This is a genomic window from Geomonas sp. (assembly GCF_035254065.1).
GTDB lineage: Bacteria > Desulfobacterota > Desulfuromonadia > Geobacterales > Geobacteraceae > Geomonas.
In genome coordinates this window covers 1-16,265 of sequence record NZ_DATFBA010000299.1, presented here as the reverse complement: position 1 = coordinate 16,265, position 16,265 = coordinate 1, and the positions used below count along the sequence as shown (strand labels likewise).

Annotated in this window: 16 protein-coding genes; 13 read left to right on the top strand and 3 right to left on the bottom strand. The window is 63.8% G+C overall.

The annotated features are described in order from the left end of the window. Nucleotides 1-9: 9 nt before the first annotated feature. From VJ604_RS13605 to holA, 13 genes are all read left to right on the top strand, one after another. Nucleotides 10-408 carry a response regulator transcription factor gene (locus tag VJ604_RS13605; protein ID WP_324083336.1) on the top strand — a complete coding sequence of 133 codons (399 nt, stop codon included), beginning with the start codon at nucleotides 10-12 and terminating at the stop codon, nucleotides 406-408. After that, nucleotides 405-914 (top strand): chemotaxis protein CheW, encoded by a 510-nt coding sequence (locus VJ604_RS13600; protein ID WP_324083335.1) that lies wholly within the window; start codon nucleotides 405-407, stop codon nucleotides 912-914. Before VJ604_RS13605 ends, VJ604_RS13600 begins: the two co-directional genes overlap by 4 nt. Continuing rightward, complete coding sequence (locus VJ604_RS13595) at nucleotides 908-2,188, top strand: response regulator (protein ID WP_324083334.1); 1,281 nt, start codon at nucleotides 908-910, stop codon at nucleotides 2,186-2,188. Before VJ604_RS13600 ends, VJ604_RS13595 begins: the two co-directional genes overlap by 7 nt. A 9-nt stretch (nucleotides 2,189-2,197) precedes the next feature. After that, on the top strand, nucleotides 2,198-4,204 hold the full coding sequence (locus VJ604_RS13590) for a HEAT repeat domain-containing protein (protein WP_324083351.1): 2,007 nt from the start codon (nucleotides 2,198-2,200) through the stop codon (nucleotides 4,202-4,204). A 2-nt stretch (nucleotides 4,205-4,206) separates the two neighbouring features. Continuing rightward, a complete protein-coding gene (locus VJ604_RS13585) occupies nucleotides 4,207-5,076 on the top strand; it encodes a CheR family methyltransferase (protein WP_324083333.1) in 870 nt (289 codons plus the stop codon). Further along, nucleotides 5,073-6,134 carry a protein-glutamate methylesterase/protein-glutamine glutaminase gene (locus VJ604_RS13580; protein WP_324083332.1) on the top strand — a complete coding sequence of 354 codons (1,062 nt, stop codon included), beginning with the start codon at nucleotides 5,073-5,075 and terminating at the stop codon, nucleotides 6,132-6,134. The genes VJ604_RS13585 and VJ604_RS13580 overlap by 4 nt, the downstream gene beginning before the upstream one ends. A gap of 24 nt (nucleotides 6,135-6,158) precedes the next feature. Further along, nucleotides 6,159-6,980 (top strand): GAF domain-containing protein, encoded by an 822-nt coding sequence (locus VJ604_RS13575; protein WP_324083331.1) that lies wholly within the window; start codon nucleotides 6,159-6,161, stop codon nucleotides 6,978-6,980. 26 nt (nucleotides 6,981-7,006) lie between these two features. Next, nucleotides 7,007-7,384 carry a response regulator gene (locus VJ604_RS13570; protein ID WP_324083330.1) on the top strand — a complete coding sequence of 126 codons (378 nt, stop codon included), beginning with the start codon at nucleotides 7,007-7,009 and terminating at the stop codon, nucleotides 7,382-7,384. A gap of 305 nt (nucleotides 7,385-7,689) precedes the next feature. Next, nucleotides 7,690-10,164 carry a leucine--tRNA ligase gene (gene leuS, locus VJ604_RS13565; RefSeq protein WP_324083329.1) on the top strand — a complete coding sequence of 825 codons (2,475 nt, stop codon included), beginning with the start codon at nucleotides 7,690-7,692 and terminating at the stop codon, nucleotides 10,162-10,164. Between the two features lie 16 nt (nucleotides 10,165-10,180). Further along, entirely contained in the window at nucleotides 10,181-10,699 is a 519-nt protein-coding gene (lptE, locus tag VJ604_RS13560; RefSeq protein ID WP_324083328.1) for an LPS assembly lipoprotein LptE, read from the top strand. 189 nt (nucleotides 10,700-10,888) lie between these two features. Continuing rightward, complete coding sequence (locus VJ604_RS13555) at nucleotides 10,889-11,284, top strand: nucleotidyltransferase substrate binding protein (RefSeq protein WP_324083327.1); 396 nt, start codon at nucleotides 10,889-10,891, stop codon at nucleotides 11,282-11,284. Between the two features lie 11 nt (nucleotides 11,285-11,295). After that, complete coding sequence (locus VJ604_RS13550; RefSeq protein WP_324083325.1) at nucleotides 11,296-11,613, top strand: nucleotidyltransferase family protein; 318 nt, start codon at nucleotides 11,296-11,298, stop codon at nucleotides 11,611-11,613. Beyond that, a complete protein-coding gene (gene holA / locus VJ604_RS13545; RefSeq protein ID WP_324083324.1) occupies nucleotides 11,610-12,599 on the top strand; it encodes a DNA polymerase III subunit delta in 990 nt (329 codons plus the stop codon). Before VJ604_RS13550 ends, holA begins: the two co-directional genes overlap by 4 nt. 294 nt (nucleotides 12,600-12,893) lie before the next feature. Here holA and rpsT read toward each other — a convergent pair whose 3' ends face one another. From rpsT to VJ604_RS13530, 3 genes are all read right to left on the bottom strand, one after another. Further along, on the bottom strand, nucleotides 12,894-13,157 hold the full coding sequence (gene rpsT, locus VJ604_RS13540; RefSeq protein ID WP_324083323.1) for a 30S ribosomal protein S20: 264 nt from the start codon (nucleotides 13,155-13,157) through the stop codon (nucleotides 12,894-12,896). A 269-nt stretch (nucleotides 13,158-13,426) separates the two neighbouring features. Then, nucleotides 13,427-15,430 carry a cache domain-containing protein gene (locus VJ604_RS13535; protein ID WP_324083322.1) on the bottom strand — a complete coding sequence of 668 codons (2,004 nt, stop codon included), beginning with the start codon at nucleotides 15,428-15,430 and terminating at the stop codon, nucleotides 13,427-13,429. Beyond that, the coding region (locus VJ604_RS13530) for a sigma-54 interaction domain-containing protein (RefSeq protein WP_324083321.1) at nucleotides 15,430-16,265 on the bottom strand (836 nt) is incomplete at its 5' end. The genes VJ604_RS13530 and VJ604_RS13535, both read right to left, overlap by 1 nt.

Sequence of the window (16,265 nt, the reverse complement as noted above, 5' to 3'; positions counted from 1 at the left end):
GGAGTCGGCATGGCAAAGGACAGGATCCTGGTAGTCGAGGACGAGGAGAGCCTTCTCAAGCTGGAGACCATCCTGTTCACCTCCAAGGGTTACGAGGTGACCGGGGTGCAGGACGGCAGCCTGGCGCTGGCCGAGGTGGAGAGGAGCGCACCGGACCTGGTGGTGCTGGACATCATGCTCCCCGGGCTGGACGGTTTCGAGGTCTGCCGCCAGCTCAAGGAGAACCCGGCCACCAGCTGGATTCCGGTGGTCATGCTGACCGCCAAGAAGAGCAGCCAGGACCTCGAGCGGGGCAAGACGGTCGGGGCCGACGCCTACATCACCAAGCCGTTTAAATCGGTGAAGGTGCTCGAAGTGATCGACGGGCTGATCAAGTCGAGTCGTGCCAACAAAGGAGGGGGGCGGTGAAGCAGGAACTGCAGGAGTTACAGGTCGCCTGTCTCAGGATGGATGAGGGGCTGTACGCCGTCGACATCATGCGCATCAGGGAGATCATCCGGCTCCCCAAGCTGGCTCCCCTGCCACGGGCGCTCCCCTTCGTGGAAGGGGTGATCAACCTGCGCGGACAGGTGATCCCGGTGGTCGATCTCAGGAAGCGCTTCGGGCTCCCCCCGCTGGAGAACCGGGAAACGTCCCGGCTGCTGATCCTCTCCATGGCCGGCCAGTCGCTGGGGCTGATCGTGGACGAGGTGACCGAGATGATCACCGTGCCGGTCCGCGAGCTGAAGCCGCCGCCGCGCGGCGTGCGGTTGGTGGGGGGCGAATACATGGTCGGGCTCTTCCTGGTCCAGGAGGTCCCCGTCATGCTGCTCAACATCGACGCGCTGCTGACCTTCAAGGAAATGGCCGAGCTGGGCTACCTGACGCCCTCGCAGGGGCAAACCTCCCATAACGAAAAGAGCGCCGCATGCTGATAATCTGCCCGAACTGCAAGAAACGATTTGAAGTCGACCCCTCCAAGCTGGGGGAGGCCCTGAAGCTCCGCTGCTCCAGCTGCCGTGCGGTCTTCAAGCTGGTCAAGAAGAGCGCCCCGGCGCCCACCCCGGCACCCGAACCGCCGCAGGCTGCACCGCCGAGGCCGGAGGCGCCGGTCAGCCCGGCAGTCGAGGTCCCCGTGCAGGCTCCGCCGCCCCAGCCCTCCGCCCAGGCCGCGCCCGGCGCCGGCCGGCGTTTGAAGGTGGTGGTCGCCAACGAGAGCGCCCCCTTCTGCGAGGCGGTCCGCAAGGTGCTCGCCGAGGAGCCGTTCGAGGTGGAGAGCTGCAACGACGGCAAGGTGGCCCTGGAGACCGTGGAGCGGATCATTCCCGACGTGCTCCTTTTGGACGTGGCGCTCCCCACCATGTTCGGCTTCGAGGTCTGCGAGCGGGTCCGGCAGAACCCGGCCCTGGCGAAGGTGAAGATCGTGCTGATCGCCTCCATCTACGACAAGACCCGCTACAAGAGGTCCCCCAACTCCCTCTACGGCGCCGACGACTACATAGAGAAGCACCACATCCCGGACTCGCTGGTGCCGATGGTCTACCGGCTGGCCTCCGGGACGCTTCCCGCCGCGCCCATGCCGACCGAGAGCGATCTGGCCGAGCAGGAGGAGACCCGCTCCCGGCTCCGCCAGGCCGAGGTGCGCGAGACCACCGAGGAGAGCAGCTCCCCTGCCACGGTGGCCGCCGCCCATGCCGAGCCGCCGCAGGAGTTCGTGAACCTGAACCAGAGCCGGACGCAGGTCCAGGCCGCCAGCCCGGCAGCCCCCGCTCTTGCCCCGGCTGCCGAGCCGGATCCCTTCGAAAGCGCCGCCTTCGACGAGCCGGCCCCCGCCGCCGCGGAACCCTTCGCCGGGCTCTCCGCCAGCTCCGACAGCGTAGCGTTCCAGGAGGTCGATCCCTTTGCGGAGCTGGCCCGGGAGCTGGCCGCCCCGCCGGCTCCCCCCGCCCCCCCCCAGCTTTCCGAGGCGGAGGTGAAGGCCAAGCGCCTGGCCCGCATCATCGTCTCCGACATCGTGCTCTACAACCAGGCCAAGGTCGAGCAGGGGGTGCGGGAGAATACCTTCTACGAGCTTCTGGCCGACGACATCAAGGAAGGCGAGCGCCTCTACCGGCAGCGGGTCTCCGAGCAGGTGAGGGCGTCGACCAGCTTCCTGAAGGACGCCTTCGAGGATCTCATCGCCAAGAAACGCGCCGAGCTGCGCATTTAGGAGTGTCACCTGCTGAGTAACCTGGAAGAAATAGCTGCCGAACTGCACTCTGCGGACGAGGAAGCGAGACGGCTGGCGGTGGTGGAACTCTCCCGCCACCCCCTGGCGCTCACCCTGCCGCTGCTTTTCACCGCCATGGGCGACGAAAGCTGGCGTGTCCGCAAGGAGGCGGTGGCCGTGCTGGTCGCGGCCGAGCCGGTGGGCGACGAGGCGGTCGAGGGGCTGATCAGGCTCCTGCGCTCCTCCGACAACGCGGGGCTCAGGAACTCGGCCGTGGAGTCCCTGGAGCGACTGGGGGGGGTGGCGGTGGAGCCGCTTTGCCGCTACCTGGACGATCCCGACCACGACCTCAGGAAGTTCGTGATCGACGTGCTGGGGAGCATCCGCTGCGCCTCCTGCGTGCCGCTGCTGGTGAAGGCGCTGAAGGATTCCGATCCCAACGTCCGGGTGGCTGCGGCCGAGAATCTGGGCAAGATCGGCGATACCGCCGCGGTCCCTGCCCTTTTGGCGGTGCTGGCCGAGGACGAGATCTGGCTGAAGTTCACCGTGCTGGACGCGTTGGCGCTGATCGGTGCTCCGGTTCCGTTTTCCGCGCTCGCCCCGCTGCTTTCCGAGCGCCTGTTGAGACGGGCGGTCTACGACTGCCTGGGTGCCCTGGGGGACCACTCCGCCCTCCCGCTCCTTTTCCAGGGGCTCGAGGAGAAGGGGAGAAGCCCCCGCGAGTCGGCCGGCGCCGCGCTCATGCGGGTGCGGGAGCGGCTCGCCGAGGATGAGGCGCACTCCCTGGTGGACCTGCCGCTCAAGGCGCTCAAGGGGACCGCCGCCGCCGAGGGGCTCATCGTCTCCTTGGAGGGGGCCGATCCCAACAACCTGGAACCGCTGGTCAGGCTGGCGGGGATCCTGGGGGACGAGCGGGCCACCGTCCCCCTCTTGGCGGTCTCCCGCCAGGAAAAACTGAGGAAGGCATGTCTGGAGGCCTTCCGCTCCATCGGGGCTGAGGCCGTTCCCCAGCTCTCCTGCCGCTATGCCGATGCGCAGGATGCCGAGCGCGCGGTCATCGCCTCCCTGCTGGGCGAGTTGGGGAGCCGTGAGGCCCTCCCCCTGCTGCTGGCTGCCCTCGACGAGGAGTCGCCGGAACTGCGGGCGGCCTGTGCCGGGGCGCTCGGCAAGCTGGCCGTCGAGGGAGCCACCGGCAGGCTGGCCGAACTTCTGGACGACGCCGCCCCCACTGTGCGCCAGGCGGCCCTGGACGCCCTGCAGCGGCTGACCGCCAGCGACCCGGAGGGGGTGGCCGAGCTCTGCGCCCGGCTGGTGGTGTCGGCTTCCTCCGTCAGCAGGCGCTACGCCGCTCTTCTGCTGGCCGGGCTCGCCGACGGCGACCGCCTCTCGCTGCTCGCCAAGGACGAGGACCCTTCGGTGCGCAGGGCGGCGGTGGCCTCCCTTGCCCGGGTGAAGCTTCCGCAGGTGGTAGGCTATCTGGCCATGGCGCTCTCCGACGAGGATGCCGAGGTGCGGCTGGCGGCCGCCCAGGCCCTCTCCGAGCTGGGAGGCCCCCAGGTGCTGGACCCGCTTCTGCTCGCGCTGGGCGACCCCGATCCCTGGGTGCAGACCGCTGCCCTGAAGGGGCTGAGCTCGCTGGCCGACCCCTCCGCGCTCCCCGGCGTCAAGGCGCTCCTTACCCGTGCGCGGGGGCCGGTGCTGATCGCCGCGCTTTCCGCTTTGGCCGCTATCGGCGGCGAGCAGGAGTCCGCCGCCATTGAGGCCGCCCTTGCCGACGGCGACGAGGAGGTGGTGGAGGCGGCGATCGGCATCATGACCGGATTCGGTGCCGGCTGGATCGAGGAGCACTGGCAGGCTTTGACCGCGCACCCCCACTGGGTGGTGCGGCGCTCCTTCGCGCGGGCAGCGGCCCAGCTGCTCGGCGCGCAGGCGCTCCCCATCCTGGATATCGCCTTGGCCAAGGAGACCGATCCCCTGGTCAGGGGGGAGATCGTCGGATTGATCGGCAGGTTATAGCGATGTTATTGAGCGAACCCTCACAACAGCTGACGGATGAGGAATTCCGCCTGATCAGGGACCTGATCTACAACCATTGCGGCCTCTACTTCGATACGGACAGCAAGTACCTGCTGGATCGCCGACTGCTGCAGCGGGTCTCCCTGCACGGTCTCTCCGGTTTCCGCGAGTACTACCAGTTTCTGAAGTACGACCGGCGAAAGGATGAGGAGATCTCCGACATCATGGATATCCTCACCACCAACGAGACCTACTTCTTCCGGGAAGCCTTCCAGCTGAAGGCCTTCACCGACGAGATCCTTCCGGAGCTCAAGCAGGTGAAGGAGCGGGAGAAGACGCTCAGGATCTGGAGCGCTGGCTGTTCCACCGGCGAGGAGCCCTACACCATCGCCATGCTGATGCTGGAGATGAACTGCTTCCACGGCTGGCGCATCGAGATCGTCGGCAGCGACATCAGCCAGCGGGTCGTGCAGCACGCGCGCAAGGGGGTCTACACCAAGTCCTCCTTCCGCTGCACCGAGGAGCGCTACCTGCACCGCTACTTCACCCCGGTGGAGGGGGGCTACCGCATCAACGACGAGGTGCGCGAACTGGTCACCATCACCCACATGAACCTGTTCGACGCCAACCGGCTGGCGCTTTTGGGGAAGATGGACGTCATCTTCTGCCGCAACGTGATCATCTACTTCGACGAGGCCTCCAAGAAGAGGGTCATCGAGGCGTTTCACAACACCCTAAGGAGCGGGGGCTATCTGCTGCTCGGCCACTCCGAGTCGCTGATGAACATCTCCACCGCGTTTGCCCTGCGTCATCTGAAAAACGACATGGTCTACCAGAAATCGGCAGCAACCCTCGGCGGAGCGCTCAGGTGAAAAAGATACGGGTAGTAGTGGTCGACGATTCGGCCTACAACAGGCGCGCCATCACCAAGATGCTGGAGGAGCTTTCCGGGGTCGAGGTGGTGGGCTACGCCACCAACGGCGAAGAGGGGATCCGCCGGGTGATCGACCTGACGCCGGACCTGGTAACCCTCGACCTCGAGATGCCCAGGATGGACGGCTTCACCATGCTGCGCATCCTGATGGCCTCCTCACCGGTGCCGGTGATCGTGATCAGCTCGACCGCCGGCGACGAGAAGGTCTTCAAGGCGCTGGAATTGGGCGCGGTCGATTTCATCGCCAAGCCGACCACCATCATCTCCGAGGAGCTCCTGAAGATCCAGGCCGACCTGCACGAGAAGGTGCAGGCGGTCTTCAAGCTGAACATGGCGATCGTGAAGAAGACCTGCGAGCCGGTCCGGCCGCCGGTCGAGCCCGCCGCCGCTCCCCAGCGGCCGGTGGCGGCCACCCTGGACGTGGTGGCCATCGGCTCCTCCACCGGAGGGCCGCCCGCCCTGCAGCGGATCCTGGGCGCCTTCCGGGAGCCGCCCCCCTTCGCCATGGTGATCTCCCAGCACATGCCGTCGGGGTTCACCAAGACCTTCGCCGACCGCCTGAACCGCACTACCGGCTGCGAGGTGCGCGAGGCCCAGGACGGCGACGAGGTGCTGCCGGGGAGGGTGCTGATCGCCCCCGGCGGAAGGAACCTCACCTTCGTGAGGATGGGGGACAAGGTGGTGGCCCGGGTGGTGGCGCCCGTGAAGGAGGACCGCTACGTCCCCTGCGTGGACACCATGTTCACCTCCTGCGCGAACATCTACGGCAGCCGCATGCTGGCGGTGGTGTTGACCGGCATGGGGAACGACGGTGCCAAGGGGGTACGGGACGCCAAGCGCTTCGGCGCGCAGGTGGTGGCCGAGAGCGAGGAATCATGCGTGGTGTTCGGCATGCCGCGCGAGGCGATAGCGACCGGACTGGTGGATCGGGTGGTTCCCATCGACCAAATGGTGCGGGAGATCCTCTTCAGGACGGGGCTCTCGCTGTTTGTTTGATCAACATCGATTACCGGGGTGTGTATGCAAAAGGACGATGAACGGTTGGTTCACAGCAGGGGCGAGGAGTTCCTTGCCGTTTTCAAGAAGGGGGCCGAGTTCACCCAGGAGCTCCTGAGGGAGAACGAGCGGCTGCGCTTCCGCCTGCTGGAACTGGAAGGCCAGGGAGGCCCGGCAGTCGGCGAGGGCTCGCCCGCCGAGGTGCAGCGGCTCGCCGAGCGGATCGCCAACCTCGAGCAGGAGAAGCAGGAGATCCTGGGGCGCATCAAGCAGGTCGAGGCCGAGAACCAGGACTTCGCGGCGCGCTACCTGGAGGTGGAGGACGAGAACAACAACCTCGCCAACCTCTACATCGCGAGCTACCAGCTGCACTCCACCCTCGACTTCAAGGAAGTGCTCCAGATCATCACCGAGATCATCATCAACCTGATCGGCGCCGAGGAGTTCGCCATCCTCCTTCTGGATGAGAAGAGCGACGAGCTGCAGGCGGTGGCGACCGAGGGGGTTGAGCGGAGCGAGATCCCACACCAGAGGCTGGGCAAGGGGATCATGGGCGAGGTGGCCTCCTCGGGCGAGAACTACTTCGTGGAAGACGTCGAGGGGTACCAGCGCGACTTCGCCTCGCCGATGGTCTGCATACCGCTCAAGATCAAGGAGCACGTGATCGGCGTGTTGGCCATCTACTCGCTCCTCATGCAGAAGAAGCAGTTCGCCCCCGTGGACTACGAGCTCTTCACGCTGTTGGCCGGGCACGCCGCCACCGCCATCTTCAGCTCCAGGCTGTACAGCGATTCCGAACGGAAGCTCTCGACCATCCAGGGATTCATTGATCTGTTGACGAAATAGCAGTTGTATTTGGGGGGATTTTTTACATGTCAGAATACAATGTCTTGATAGTCGAGGACTCGCCCACCATGAGGCAGTTGATCGCCTTCGCCCTCAAACGGATCCGTGGCGTCAGGATCGTGGAGGCGAATGACGGGGTGGACGGGTTGAAGAAGCTCTCTTCCGAGCGTTTCGACCTGATCCTCACCGACATCAATATGCCGATCATGGACGGTCTCAAGCTGGTGAGCCTGGTGAGAAACGACGGCAACTACAAGACCATCCCTATCGTGGTGATCACCACCGAGGGTGCCCAGGAGGATCGCGAGCGGGCGCTGGCCTTGGGGGCCAACGACTACATCACCAAGCCGATCCAGCCCACCAAGATCCTGGATGTGGCCAAGACCCTTCTGAAGATCGCCTAGCACTTGTCCCGGCTGGCTTGTGGAGGTCCCCGCGCGGGGCGCCTTGCTTTGCCTTCGGGGCAAAGGCCCAAGCGTCACGGCGCCGAGAGCGGCCACTTGAGGCCGCCCCTGCCAGGTACTCTCCGTCCGAACGTCCCCTCTCCCGAAGGGGGAGGGCCAGGGAGGGGGAGCGCTGCCCGTCACGGAAATCGTTGGTTCTGCTACTACTCACCCCCTTCTCCGGAAGGGGCGCTTTTTTGTACCGGCCTAAAATCTGAAATCATATATAATGCATCGGACAAAATCGATGCAGGAAGGTGACCCTAATGGAAGAAAGATACAACCCCAAAGTTGTTGAAGATAAATGGCAGGGCTTCTGGGCCGAGCACAACAGCTTCAAAGCCACCGAAGACGCCTCCCGGAAGAAGTACTACCTGCTGGAGATGTTCCCCTACCCGTCCGGCAAGATCCACATGGGACACGTCAGGAACTACTCGATCGGCGACGTGATCGCCCGTTTCAAGAGGATGCAGGGGTACAACGTGCTGCACCCGATGGGATGGGACGCCTTCGGTATGCCGGCCGAGAACGCCGCCATCCAGAACAAGAGCCATCCCGCCAAGTGGACCTACGAGAACATCGCCTACATGCGCGGCCAGCTGAAGACCCTCGGCCTCTCCTACGACTGGGACCGCGAGCTCGCCACCTGCGACCTCGACTACTACAAGTGGGAGCAGAAGATCTTCCTGGAGATGTACGAGAAGGGGCTCGCCTACAAGAAGATGTCCCCGGTCAACTGGTGCCCGAAGTGCGAGACCGTGCTCGCCAACGAGCAGGTCGAGGACGGCTGCTGCTGGCGCTGTGACAGCACCGTTGAGCAGAAGGAGCTCAACCAGTGGTCCTTCGCAATCACCAACTACGCGCAGGAGCTTTTGGACGACACCTACAAGCTGGCCGGCTGGCCGGAGCGGGTGCTCATCATGCAGCGCAACTGGATCGGCCGCAGCGTCGGCTGCGAGATCGACTTCCCGGTGGAAGGCGGCATGTCCAAGATCAAGGTGTTCACCACCCGCCCGGACACCCTCTTCGGCGCCACCTTTATGTCGCTGGCCGCCGAGCACCCGATGGCCCAGCAGCTCGCCACCCCTGAGCAGCGCGAGGCGGTGGAGGCCTTCATCGACAAGGTGAAGAAGACCGACCGCATCAAGCGCGGCTCCGAGGACCTGGAGAAGGAAGGGGTCTTCACCGGTTCCTACTGCATCAACCCGGTCACTAACCAGAAGATGCCCATCTTCCTCGCCAACTTCGTGCTGCTCGAGTACGGCACCGGCGCCGTCATGGCCGTGCCGACCCACGACCAGCGCGACTTCGAGTTCGCCAAGAAGTACGACCTGACGCTCAAGGTGGTCATCAACCCGGAAGGGGTGAGCCTCGACCCGGCCACCATGACCGAGGCCTTCACCACCGAGGGGGTGATGGTCAACTCCGGCCGTTTCGACGGCATCTCCAACACCGAGGCGAAGGAGGCGATCGCCGACTTCCTGGAGAAGGAAGGGATCGGCAAGAAGACCGTCAACTTCCGCCTGCGCGACTGGGGCATCTCCCGCCAGCGCTACTGGGGCAACCCGATCCCGGTGATCAACTGCGACATCTGCGGCGTGGTGCCGGTTCCTGCTAACGACCTGCCGGTGGTGCTCCCCATGGACGCCGCCTTCACCGGCGAAGGGGGCAACCCGCTGGCCAAGGTGGAGAGCTTCGTGAACTGCACCTGCCCGCAGTGCGGCGGCGCAGCAAGGCGCGAGACCGATACCATGGACACCTTCGTGCAGTCCTCCTGGTACTTCCTCAGGTACTGCTCGCCCAAGTTCCAGGCCGGCCCGCTGGACCGCGAGAAGGTGGAAGCCTGGATGCCGGTCGACCAGTACATCGGCGGTATCGAGCACGCGGTCCTGCACCTGCTCTACGCGCGCTTCTTCACCAAGGTGCTGCGCGACTTGGGCTACTGCAACGTGGACGAGCCGTTCTCCAACCTGTTGACCCAGGGGATGGTGATCAAGGACGGCGCCAAGATGAGCAAGTCCAAGGGGAACGTGGTCGACCCCAACGCCCTCATCGAGCGCTACGGCGCCGATACCGCCCGCCTCTTCTCCCTGTTTGCGGCACCTCCCGAGAAGGACCTCGACTGGAGCGACCAGGGTGTGGACGGCAGCTACCGCTTCTTAAGCCGCGTCTGGCGCCTGGTCTTCGAGGTGCTCCCCGCCATTAAAAATGCGGGGGGCGTCGATCCGGCCGCGCTTTCCGGCGAGGCCAAGAACCTGCGCCGCGCCGTGCACAAGACCATCAAGAAGGTCACCGAGGACGTCGAGGACCGCTTCCATTTCAACACGGCCATCGCCGCCGTCATGGAGCTCGTCAACTCCATCCAGGCCTTCAACCAGAAGGCCGCTCCCGAGAACGTGGCCGTGGTGCGCGAGGCGGTGGAATCGGTGGTGCGGCTTCTGGCCCCCTTCGTGCCGCACTTCGCCGAGGAGCTCTGGTCCGAGCTCGGCCATGCCGAGTCGCTGGATCAGGCCGGCTGGCCCGGCTATGACGCCGAGGCCACCGTCGACGAGGAGATCACCGTCGTCATCCAGGTGAACGGCAAGCTGAGAAGCAAGCTGACCGTGGCCCCGGACATCGCCGAGGAGGAAGCCAAGGCCCAAGCCCTCGCCGACGACAAGGTCAAGCAGTTCCTGGAAGGGAAGAGCGTCAAGAAGGTGGTCTACGTTCCCGGCAGGCTGGTCAACATCGTTGTCGCCTAAGGGAGTCGGATTCGTGATGAGCAGGGCCCTTCAGCTGAAGGTCGTGTGTGCGCTGCTGCTGGTGATGGGGCTCATCGCCGGCTGCGGCTACCACGCAGTCACGCCGCGCGGCCCGCTGGCGGACGGCAAGGGGGTCAACATCACCCTCTTCACTAACAAGACCTACCGTTCCGGACTGGAAGGGACGCTGGCCCGGGCCATGGTGGACGAGTTCGCTCTGAGAAACGGCAATGTGCTGCCGCGCGAGAAGGCGCAGCTCGAGCTGGTCGGCGTGATCAACTCCTACAGCACCGTGGCGGTCTCCTTCAGTTCCCAGAACACCATCAAGGAGTACCGGGTGATCATCACCGTGCAGGCGACCCTGCGGGAGCAGCAGACCCAGAAGGTAGTCTGGAAGGGAGACCTGAGCGAAAGCCAGACCTTCCCGGTTAACCAGAACCTCGCCCTGCAGCAAAATGCCGAGGAGGCCGCCGCCGTCAAGGCCTGCCGCAGGATCTCCGAGGACGTCTGGGTGAGGATAGGCGAAGCCTACTGAAGCAGGCAATCAAGGTGTGGCAAACCTCAAGCCGCCCAGTCAGCCCAGGCTGCCGGGCGGCTTTTTAGCAGCCACCTTTCCGAAATAAGATTCAGATGTCCGACAGTCCCCTCTCCCGTCGGGAGAGGGCTAGGGTGAGGGAAGCCGGCTTGCAGGATCACTCTCACGGGCAGTTGAAAGGAGCACGCAATGGCCAACCAGGACGTACGCTGGCAGCAGCGATTCGCGCAGTTTGAGAAGGCATTTCTTCTGCTGCAGGATGCGATCTCTATTGAAAAACCGTCCATCGTCGAGCGCGCTGGCCTGATCCAATTCTTTGAAATGGCCTTCGAACTTGGCTGGAAACTCCTTAAGGATTTTGAGGAGGCGGAAGGGTTTGAGGTAAAAAGCCCGAGGGACGCAATCAAGCAGGCGTTCCAGTCCAATATCGTGAGTGCAGGCCATGACTGGATAGATGCTTTGGAAGACAGGAATCTCACCACACATACCTACAACGAAGAAACGGCGATTGCTGTGGAGGAGAAGATCAGGACAAAATACTTCCCTCTTTTGCAGCAGCTCTATCTGCATTTCCGCAACAAGTGAGCACCCGATCAATGCCATACGGTCTGCTGGACAGAGATATCTATTACATCCTTGATGCCATCAAGGCCTTACCTGAAATCAGCGAGGTTGTGCTGTTTGGGTCACGGGCCAAAGGACGTCATAAGGCGGGGTCGGATGTCGACCTAGCCATAAAGGGAACTTCCGTTTCCTACGACACCGCCGTCAGGCTTGCCGACATCCTCAATGAAGAGAAACCCCTGCCATATTTTTTCGATGTCATCCACTATGAAAGCATTCGTGAGCCACGTTTGCTTGAACATATCGACCGCGTGGGTGTGGTTCTGTACAGCAAAGAGGAAGCTACATGAAGCCGGAAGAGTTCAATAGAGCTGTGGATCAGGGGGAAATCGCGCCTCTGTACCTTCTGTACGGCGAGGAGCCGTACCTGGTCGAGCGGGCGGTCAAGAAGCTTATGGATCGCCTGGTCGATCCCGGCTTTCGCGACTTCAACCTGAACGTGTTCTACGGCAACGAGTGCAAGGGCGACGAGGTGTTCAGCGCGGCCCAGACGTTGCCGATGTTCGCCGATCGCCGGGTAGTGCTGGTGAAGAAGGGAGGTGATCTCCCCGCCGCCGCCCAGGAGATCCTGCTCGGCTACATCCAGGATCCGTCGCCCTCCACCACCCTGATCCTGCAGGCCGAAAAGGTTGACGGCCGCAAGAAGTTCTTCGCCGATTTCAAGAAGAAGGGTGAGTGGGTGGAGTTCAAGCGTCCCTACGAGAACCAGCTGGGGCCGTACGTGCGTGACGAGGTGCGCGCGGCGGGCAAGCGGATCGATGGCGCGGCCGCCGAACTGCTTGGCTACCTGGTGGGGAACAACCTTCAGGAACTGGTCTCCCAGATCGAGAAGCTCTGCATCTACTGCGGGAAGAAAGAGCAGATCACCATTGAGGACGTGAAGGCGATCGTCTCCGACACCAAGGTGGAAAGCGTCTTCGAATTCACCGACGCGCTCGGTTCCAAGGACCTCCCCAAGGCGTTGCGGCTGTTGACCACCCTGCTGCAGGACGGCGAGGCCCCATTGAAGGTGTTGGGGGGAGTGGCGCGGCATTATAGGCAGCTATGGCAGGTGCGGGAGCTGATGGACAGGAAGGTCCCTTCCTCGGAACTGGCCAAGGCCGCCGGCATCAATCCCTACTTCCTGAAGAAGGTGACTGACCAGGCGCGGAACTATCAGGTGGGAGAGCTGAAGCTCGTTTTCAAGCGGATGCTGGAGCTGGACCAGGCCTTCAAATCCGGCGGCATAGAGGACGCTCTCTTCGAGCGCTTCGTGATCGACACCTGCAGGAAATGATGGGACTCCATCCTCCTCTTCCAACATCCCCTCTCCCGAAGGGGGAGGGCTAGGGAGGGGGGCTGCTGCCGCCATTGGAGAGGCAGCAGCAAGAGATCAGCGCTCCCGCTCGCTCCACGTCCCCCCCTTGTTAAAGGGGGGACAGGGGGGATTTGCCGTTGACTCTTCTTGCAATCTAAAAGCAATCCCCCAAAATCCCCCTTTATCAAGGGGGACTTACCTCTAAAGCGCACAAAAAAAGGGAACCCGTTGCCGGGTTCCCTTTTTTAACTTGTTCAGCATGTTCCGCTTGGACTAGGCCAGGGTGTTGACCAGCTTGGTCAGGCGGGAGACGTTCCTGGAAGCGTTAGAGGAGTGGATGATCCCCTTGGTTGCTGCACCGTCGATGACCGGGATGGCAGCGGCAAGAGCGGCTTGAGCAGCTGCCTGATCCTTGCTGGCCACGGCTTCGCGGACGCGCTTGATAAAGGTACGCAGGGTGGAACGCTCGTGCTTGTTGCGCTCGGTCCTCTTTGCGGTGATCTTTATCCTTTTCATTGCCGACTTATGATTTGCCAAACTGCACCTCCGAGTATTTATAAATAAGGCTGTTGAGTTTTCGAAAGTAGAACTTATACCACCCGATGTCGGGAGGTGTCAAGCGGAAAGAGGGCGAAGAGCCAAAAAAAATGACCTTCGCCGGGAACTTGTAAAGGTAACACGCTTCGCCTGGCAGTGCCAGATATTTCTTGCAAGAGTTCGGGCAACCCGTTATTGGCGTCCCACTGTCAGACCTGTCAGACCTGTCTGACCGGTCTGACTGGTCTGACTGACCTGGGAGATCCAAGTCACCCGAACCGCGCCGCGTGTTGCTCCTGACGGATCGGCAGCACCACCCGGAAGACGGCACCCTCTCCTGGCCTGCTCTCCGGCTTGATGACCCCCTGGTGGTCCTTCACGATGCCGTAGGAAACCGAGAGCCCGAGACCGGTTCCCTGGTCCTTGGTGGTGAAGAAGGGGGTGAACAGCTTGTCCAGATGCTCAGGAGGGATCCCTGGGCCGGTATCGGCCACGCTTATCTCGCAGGAGCGTCCCCCCTCCTTTATCCGCGCCATCAGGGTCAGCACGCCGCCGTTGGGCATGGCCTGCACGGCGTTAACGATCAGGTTGATGAAAACCTGGCGCAGCTTGTCCGGATCGCCGGCGATGGTGGGGAGGTCGATGGCATAACTCCTCGCCACCTTGATCCGTTCCAGGTCCACCTGGTGCCCCGCCTGTTCCAGGATGTCGTCCAGCAGCTGCGGGATGGCCACCTCCTGCACCCGTATCGGGCGTTGCCGGGCGAAGGTCAACAGGTTGGCGACGATCTTGGCCATCCGGTCGATCTGCCGGGAGATCACCTCGACCTCCTCGCGCCCCTCGTCCCCCTCCGCCAGGTACATCTCCAGCACTTCGGTGTTGCCGCGCATGATGGCAAGGGGGTTGTTCATCTCGTGCGCGACCCCCGCCGCCACCACGCCCAGGTCGGCCAGCTTCTCGGCCCTGGCCAGCTCCTCATGGGCCGTCAGCAGGAGCCGGTTCTTCTCCTCGAGCTGCGCCGTCCTCTCCCGCACCTTCTGCTCGAGGCTGCGGTTCAGGGTTTGGACCTCGCGCTCCCGTTCGCTCAAGGCGGCCGTCATCACGTTGAATTCAGCCGCCAGTTCACCGACCTCGTCGGTGGAGTTGATGTTGACCCGCAGATCGCGCTCCCCGACCGCCACCCGCCTGGCAAAACGGGCCAGTTCCCTGATCGGCTTGGCCAGACGGCCGGCGATGTACGAGGAGACCAGCATGCCCAGGAAGGAGCCTACCGCAAGGATGATGGCGAAAACCGCCACTGCCTGGTGCCTGAGGGCGGTGTACGGCTTCTCCAGCATGCCGACGTACAGCGAGCCGATCGCTTTGCCGTCCACGTCGAAGATCGGCTCGTAGGCGGTCAGGCACCAGTCGTTGACCACGAAGGCCCTTCCCACCCACTTCTTCTTTTCCAGGATCACCCGGCGGTACACCTCCTCGGACATCCGGGTGCCGATCGCGCGGTTGCCGGCGCCGTCCTTGACGTTGGTGGCGATGCGGGTGCCGCCCAAAAAGAGGGTGGCGGTCCCCAGGTCCTGTTTTTCGAAGCGGATACCCTCGTAGACGAGGTCCTTGATCCGGTCCACCAGGGTGTTGTCGTTGTTCAGCAGCTTGCCGCCATAGATGGCGCCGATCACCCGGCCATGGTCGTCCCGGATGGGAGCGGCCGATATCAGTACCATCCCCGAGCGCTCGACCGGTTCCTGATGGGGATGGGCGCGTGGTGTGGCCGTGATGGTGACCGCGGCGCGCTCGGCAAGGTTTCCCCCTTCGGCGATCAGCGCCGCCGCCGAGACCACTTCGGTGCCCGATACCGTTTCCCCCTTCAGGGCGCGCTGCACGGAGCTGAAAAGGGGCGCTGCTCCGGCGGCACCCGGGTCATGGGCACGGTAGAGGGAGTGGCCGTCGCGGTCCACCGCCGCCAGCAGGTCCAGCTTCACCTTCCGCTGCAGCGGGTCGAGCAGTGCCCCGATGGTGGAGCGGTTGCCGGTGGCGATGGCGGTCCCGGCGATCGGCGTGCTGGCCGCGTACTCCACCAGGTCGGCCATCTGTCTCAGCTCGTTTCCGTACACCTCGCGGGCCGAGTTGAGGTCGGTACGCACCTTCTCCTGGGCCTGGCTGGCTATCTTTTCATTGACGATCCACAGGCCGGTCAGCGACACGAGGAAGATCACCGCGAAGACGGGGATCAGGGCACCGAAGGTCAGCTTTGCGCGGATGGGAAAGCGTCTGGGCATCAGGCCCCCTCACCGGCATGACTGCTCCCGGTCTCCATCTGGTATTCCTCGAGCTTGCGGTCGAGGGTACGGCGGGCGATGCCCAGTATGAGGGCTGCGCGGCTCTTGTTGTTCCCCGACTGCTTGAGCACGTAGCGGATATGATCCCGTTCCACCGTTTCCAGCGAGACCAGCCGGTCGGTGGGGGGCGGCTCGTTGGGGACTTCCACCCTCCAGCCGGGCAGCACGTCTGCCGTGACCCGGTCCCCTTTGGCGAGGATGGTGGCGCGCTCCACCGCGTTCTGCAGCTCCCTGACGTTCCCCGGCCAGGCGTAGCAGCGCAGAAGCTGGAGGGCCTCGTCGGTGAAGTCCACCAGCTCGCGGTTGATCCGCTGCGAGTATTTCTTCAGGAAATGACGGGCCAGCGGGACGATGTCCTCCTTGCGCTCCCTGAGCGGGGGGAGCCGCAGGGTGATCACGTTCAGGCGGAAGAAGAGGTCCTCGCGGAAATTCCCCTGGCGCGCCTCGGCCTCCAGGTCCTTGTTGGTGGCCGCCACCAGCCGGATGTCCACCGTCTTCGGCTTGGTGCCGCCGACCGGGATGAAGTCCCGCTCCTGGACCACCCGCAGCACCTTGGCCTGGATCGCGCGGCTCATGTCACCCACCTCGTCGAGAAAGAGGGTGCCGCCGTCCGCCTCCTCCAAGAGGCCGCGGTGGTTGCTGAGGGCGCCGGTGAAGGCGCCGCGCACGTGTCCGAACAGCTGGCTTTCCAATAGGTTGTCGGGGAGGGCGGCGCAGTTGAGCGAGACGAAGGGTTTCCCTTTCCGGGGGCTCGCATCGTGGATCAGGCGGGAAA

Bases quoted from the DNA above. Each gene is read 5' to 3' on its own strand.
- VJ604_RS13605 (WP_324083336.1), top strand. From the start codon at position 10: ATGGCAAAGGACAGGATCCTGGTAGTCGAGGACGAGGAGAGCCTTCTC.
- VJ604_RS13595 (WP_324083334.1), top strand. From the start codon at position 908: ATGCTGATAATCTGCCCGAACTGCAAGAAACGATTTGAAGTCGACCCC.
- VJ604_RS13585 (WP_324083333.1), top strand. From the start codon at position 4,207: ATGTTATTGAGCGAACCCTCACAACAGCTGACGGATGAGGAATTCCGC.
- VJ604_RS13575 (WP_324083331.1), top strand. From the start codon at position 6,159: ATGCAAAAGGACGATGAACGGTTGGTTCACAGCAGGGGCGAGGAGTTC.
- VJ604_RS13570 (WP_324083330.1), top strand. From the start codon at position 7,007: ATGTCAGAATACAATGTCTTGATAGTCGAGGACTCGCCCACCATGAGG.
- leuS (WP_324083329.1), top strand. From the start codon at position 7,690: ATGGAAGAAAGATACAACCCCAAAGTTGTTGAAGATAAATGGCAGGGC.
- lptE (WP_324083328.1), top strand. From the start codon at position 10,181: ATGAGCAGGGCCCTTCAGCTGAAGGTCGTGTGTGCGCTGCTGCTGGTG.
- VJ604_RS13555 (WP_324083327.1), top strand. From the start codon at position 10,889: ATGGCCAACCAGGACGTACGCTGGCAGCAGCGATTCGCGCAGTTTGAG.
- VJ604_RS13550 (WP_324083325.1), top strand. From the start codon at position 11,296: ATGCCATACGGTCTGCTGGACAGAGATATCTATTACATCCTTGATGCC.
- holA (WP_324083324.1), top strand. From the start codon at position 11,610: ATGAAGCCGGAAGAGTTCAATAGAGCTGTGGATCAGGGGGAAATCGCG.
- VJ604_RS13535 (WP_324083322.1), bottom strand. From the start codon at position 15,430: ATGCCCAGACGCTTTCCCATCCGCGCAAAGCTGACCTTCGGTGCCCTG.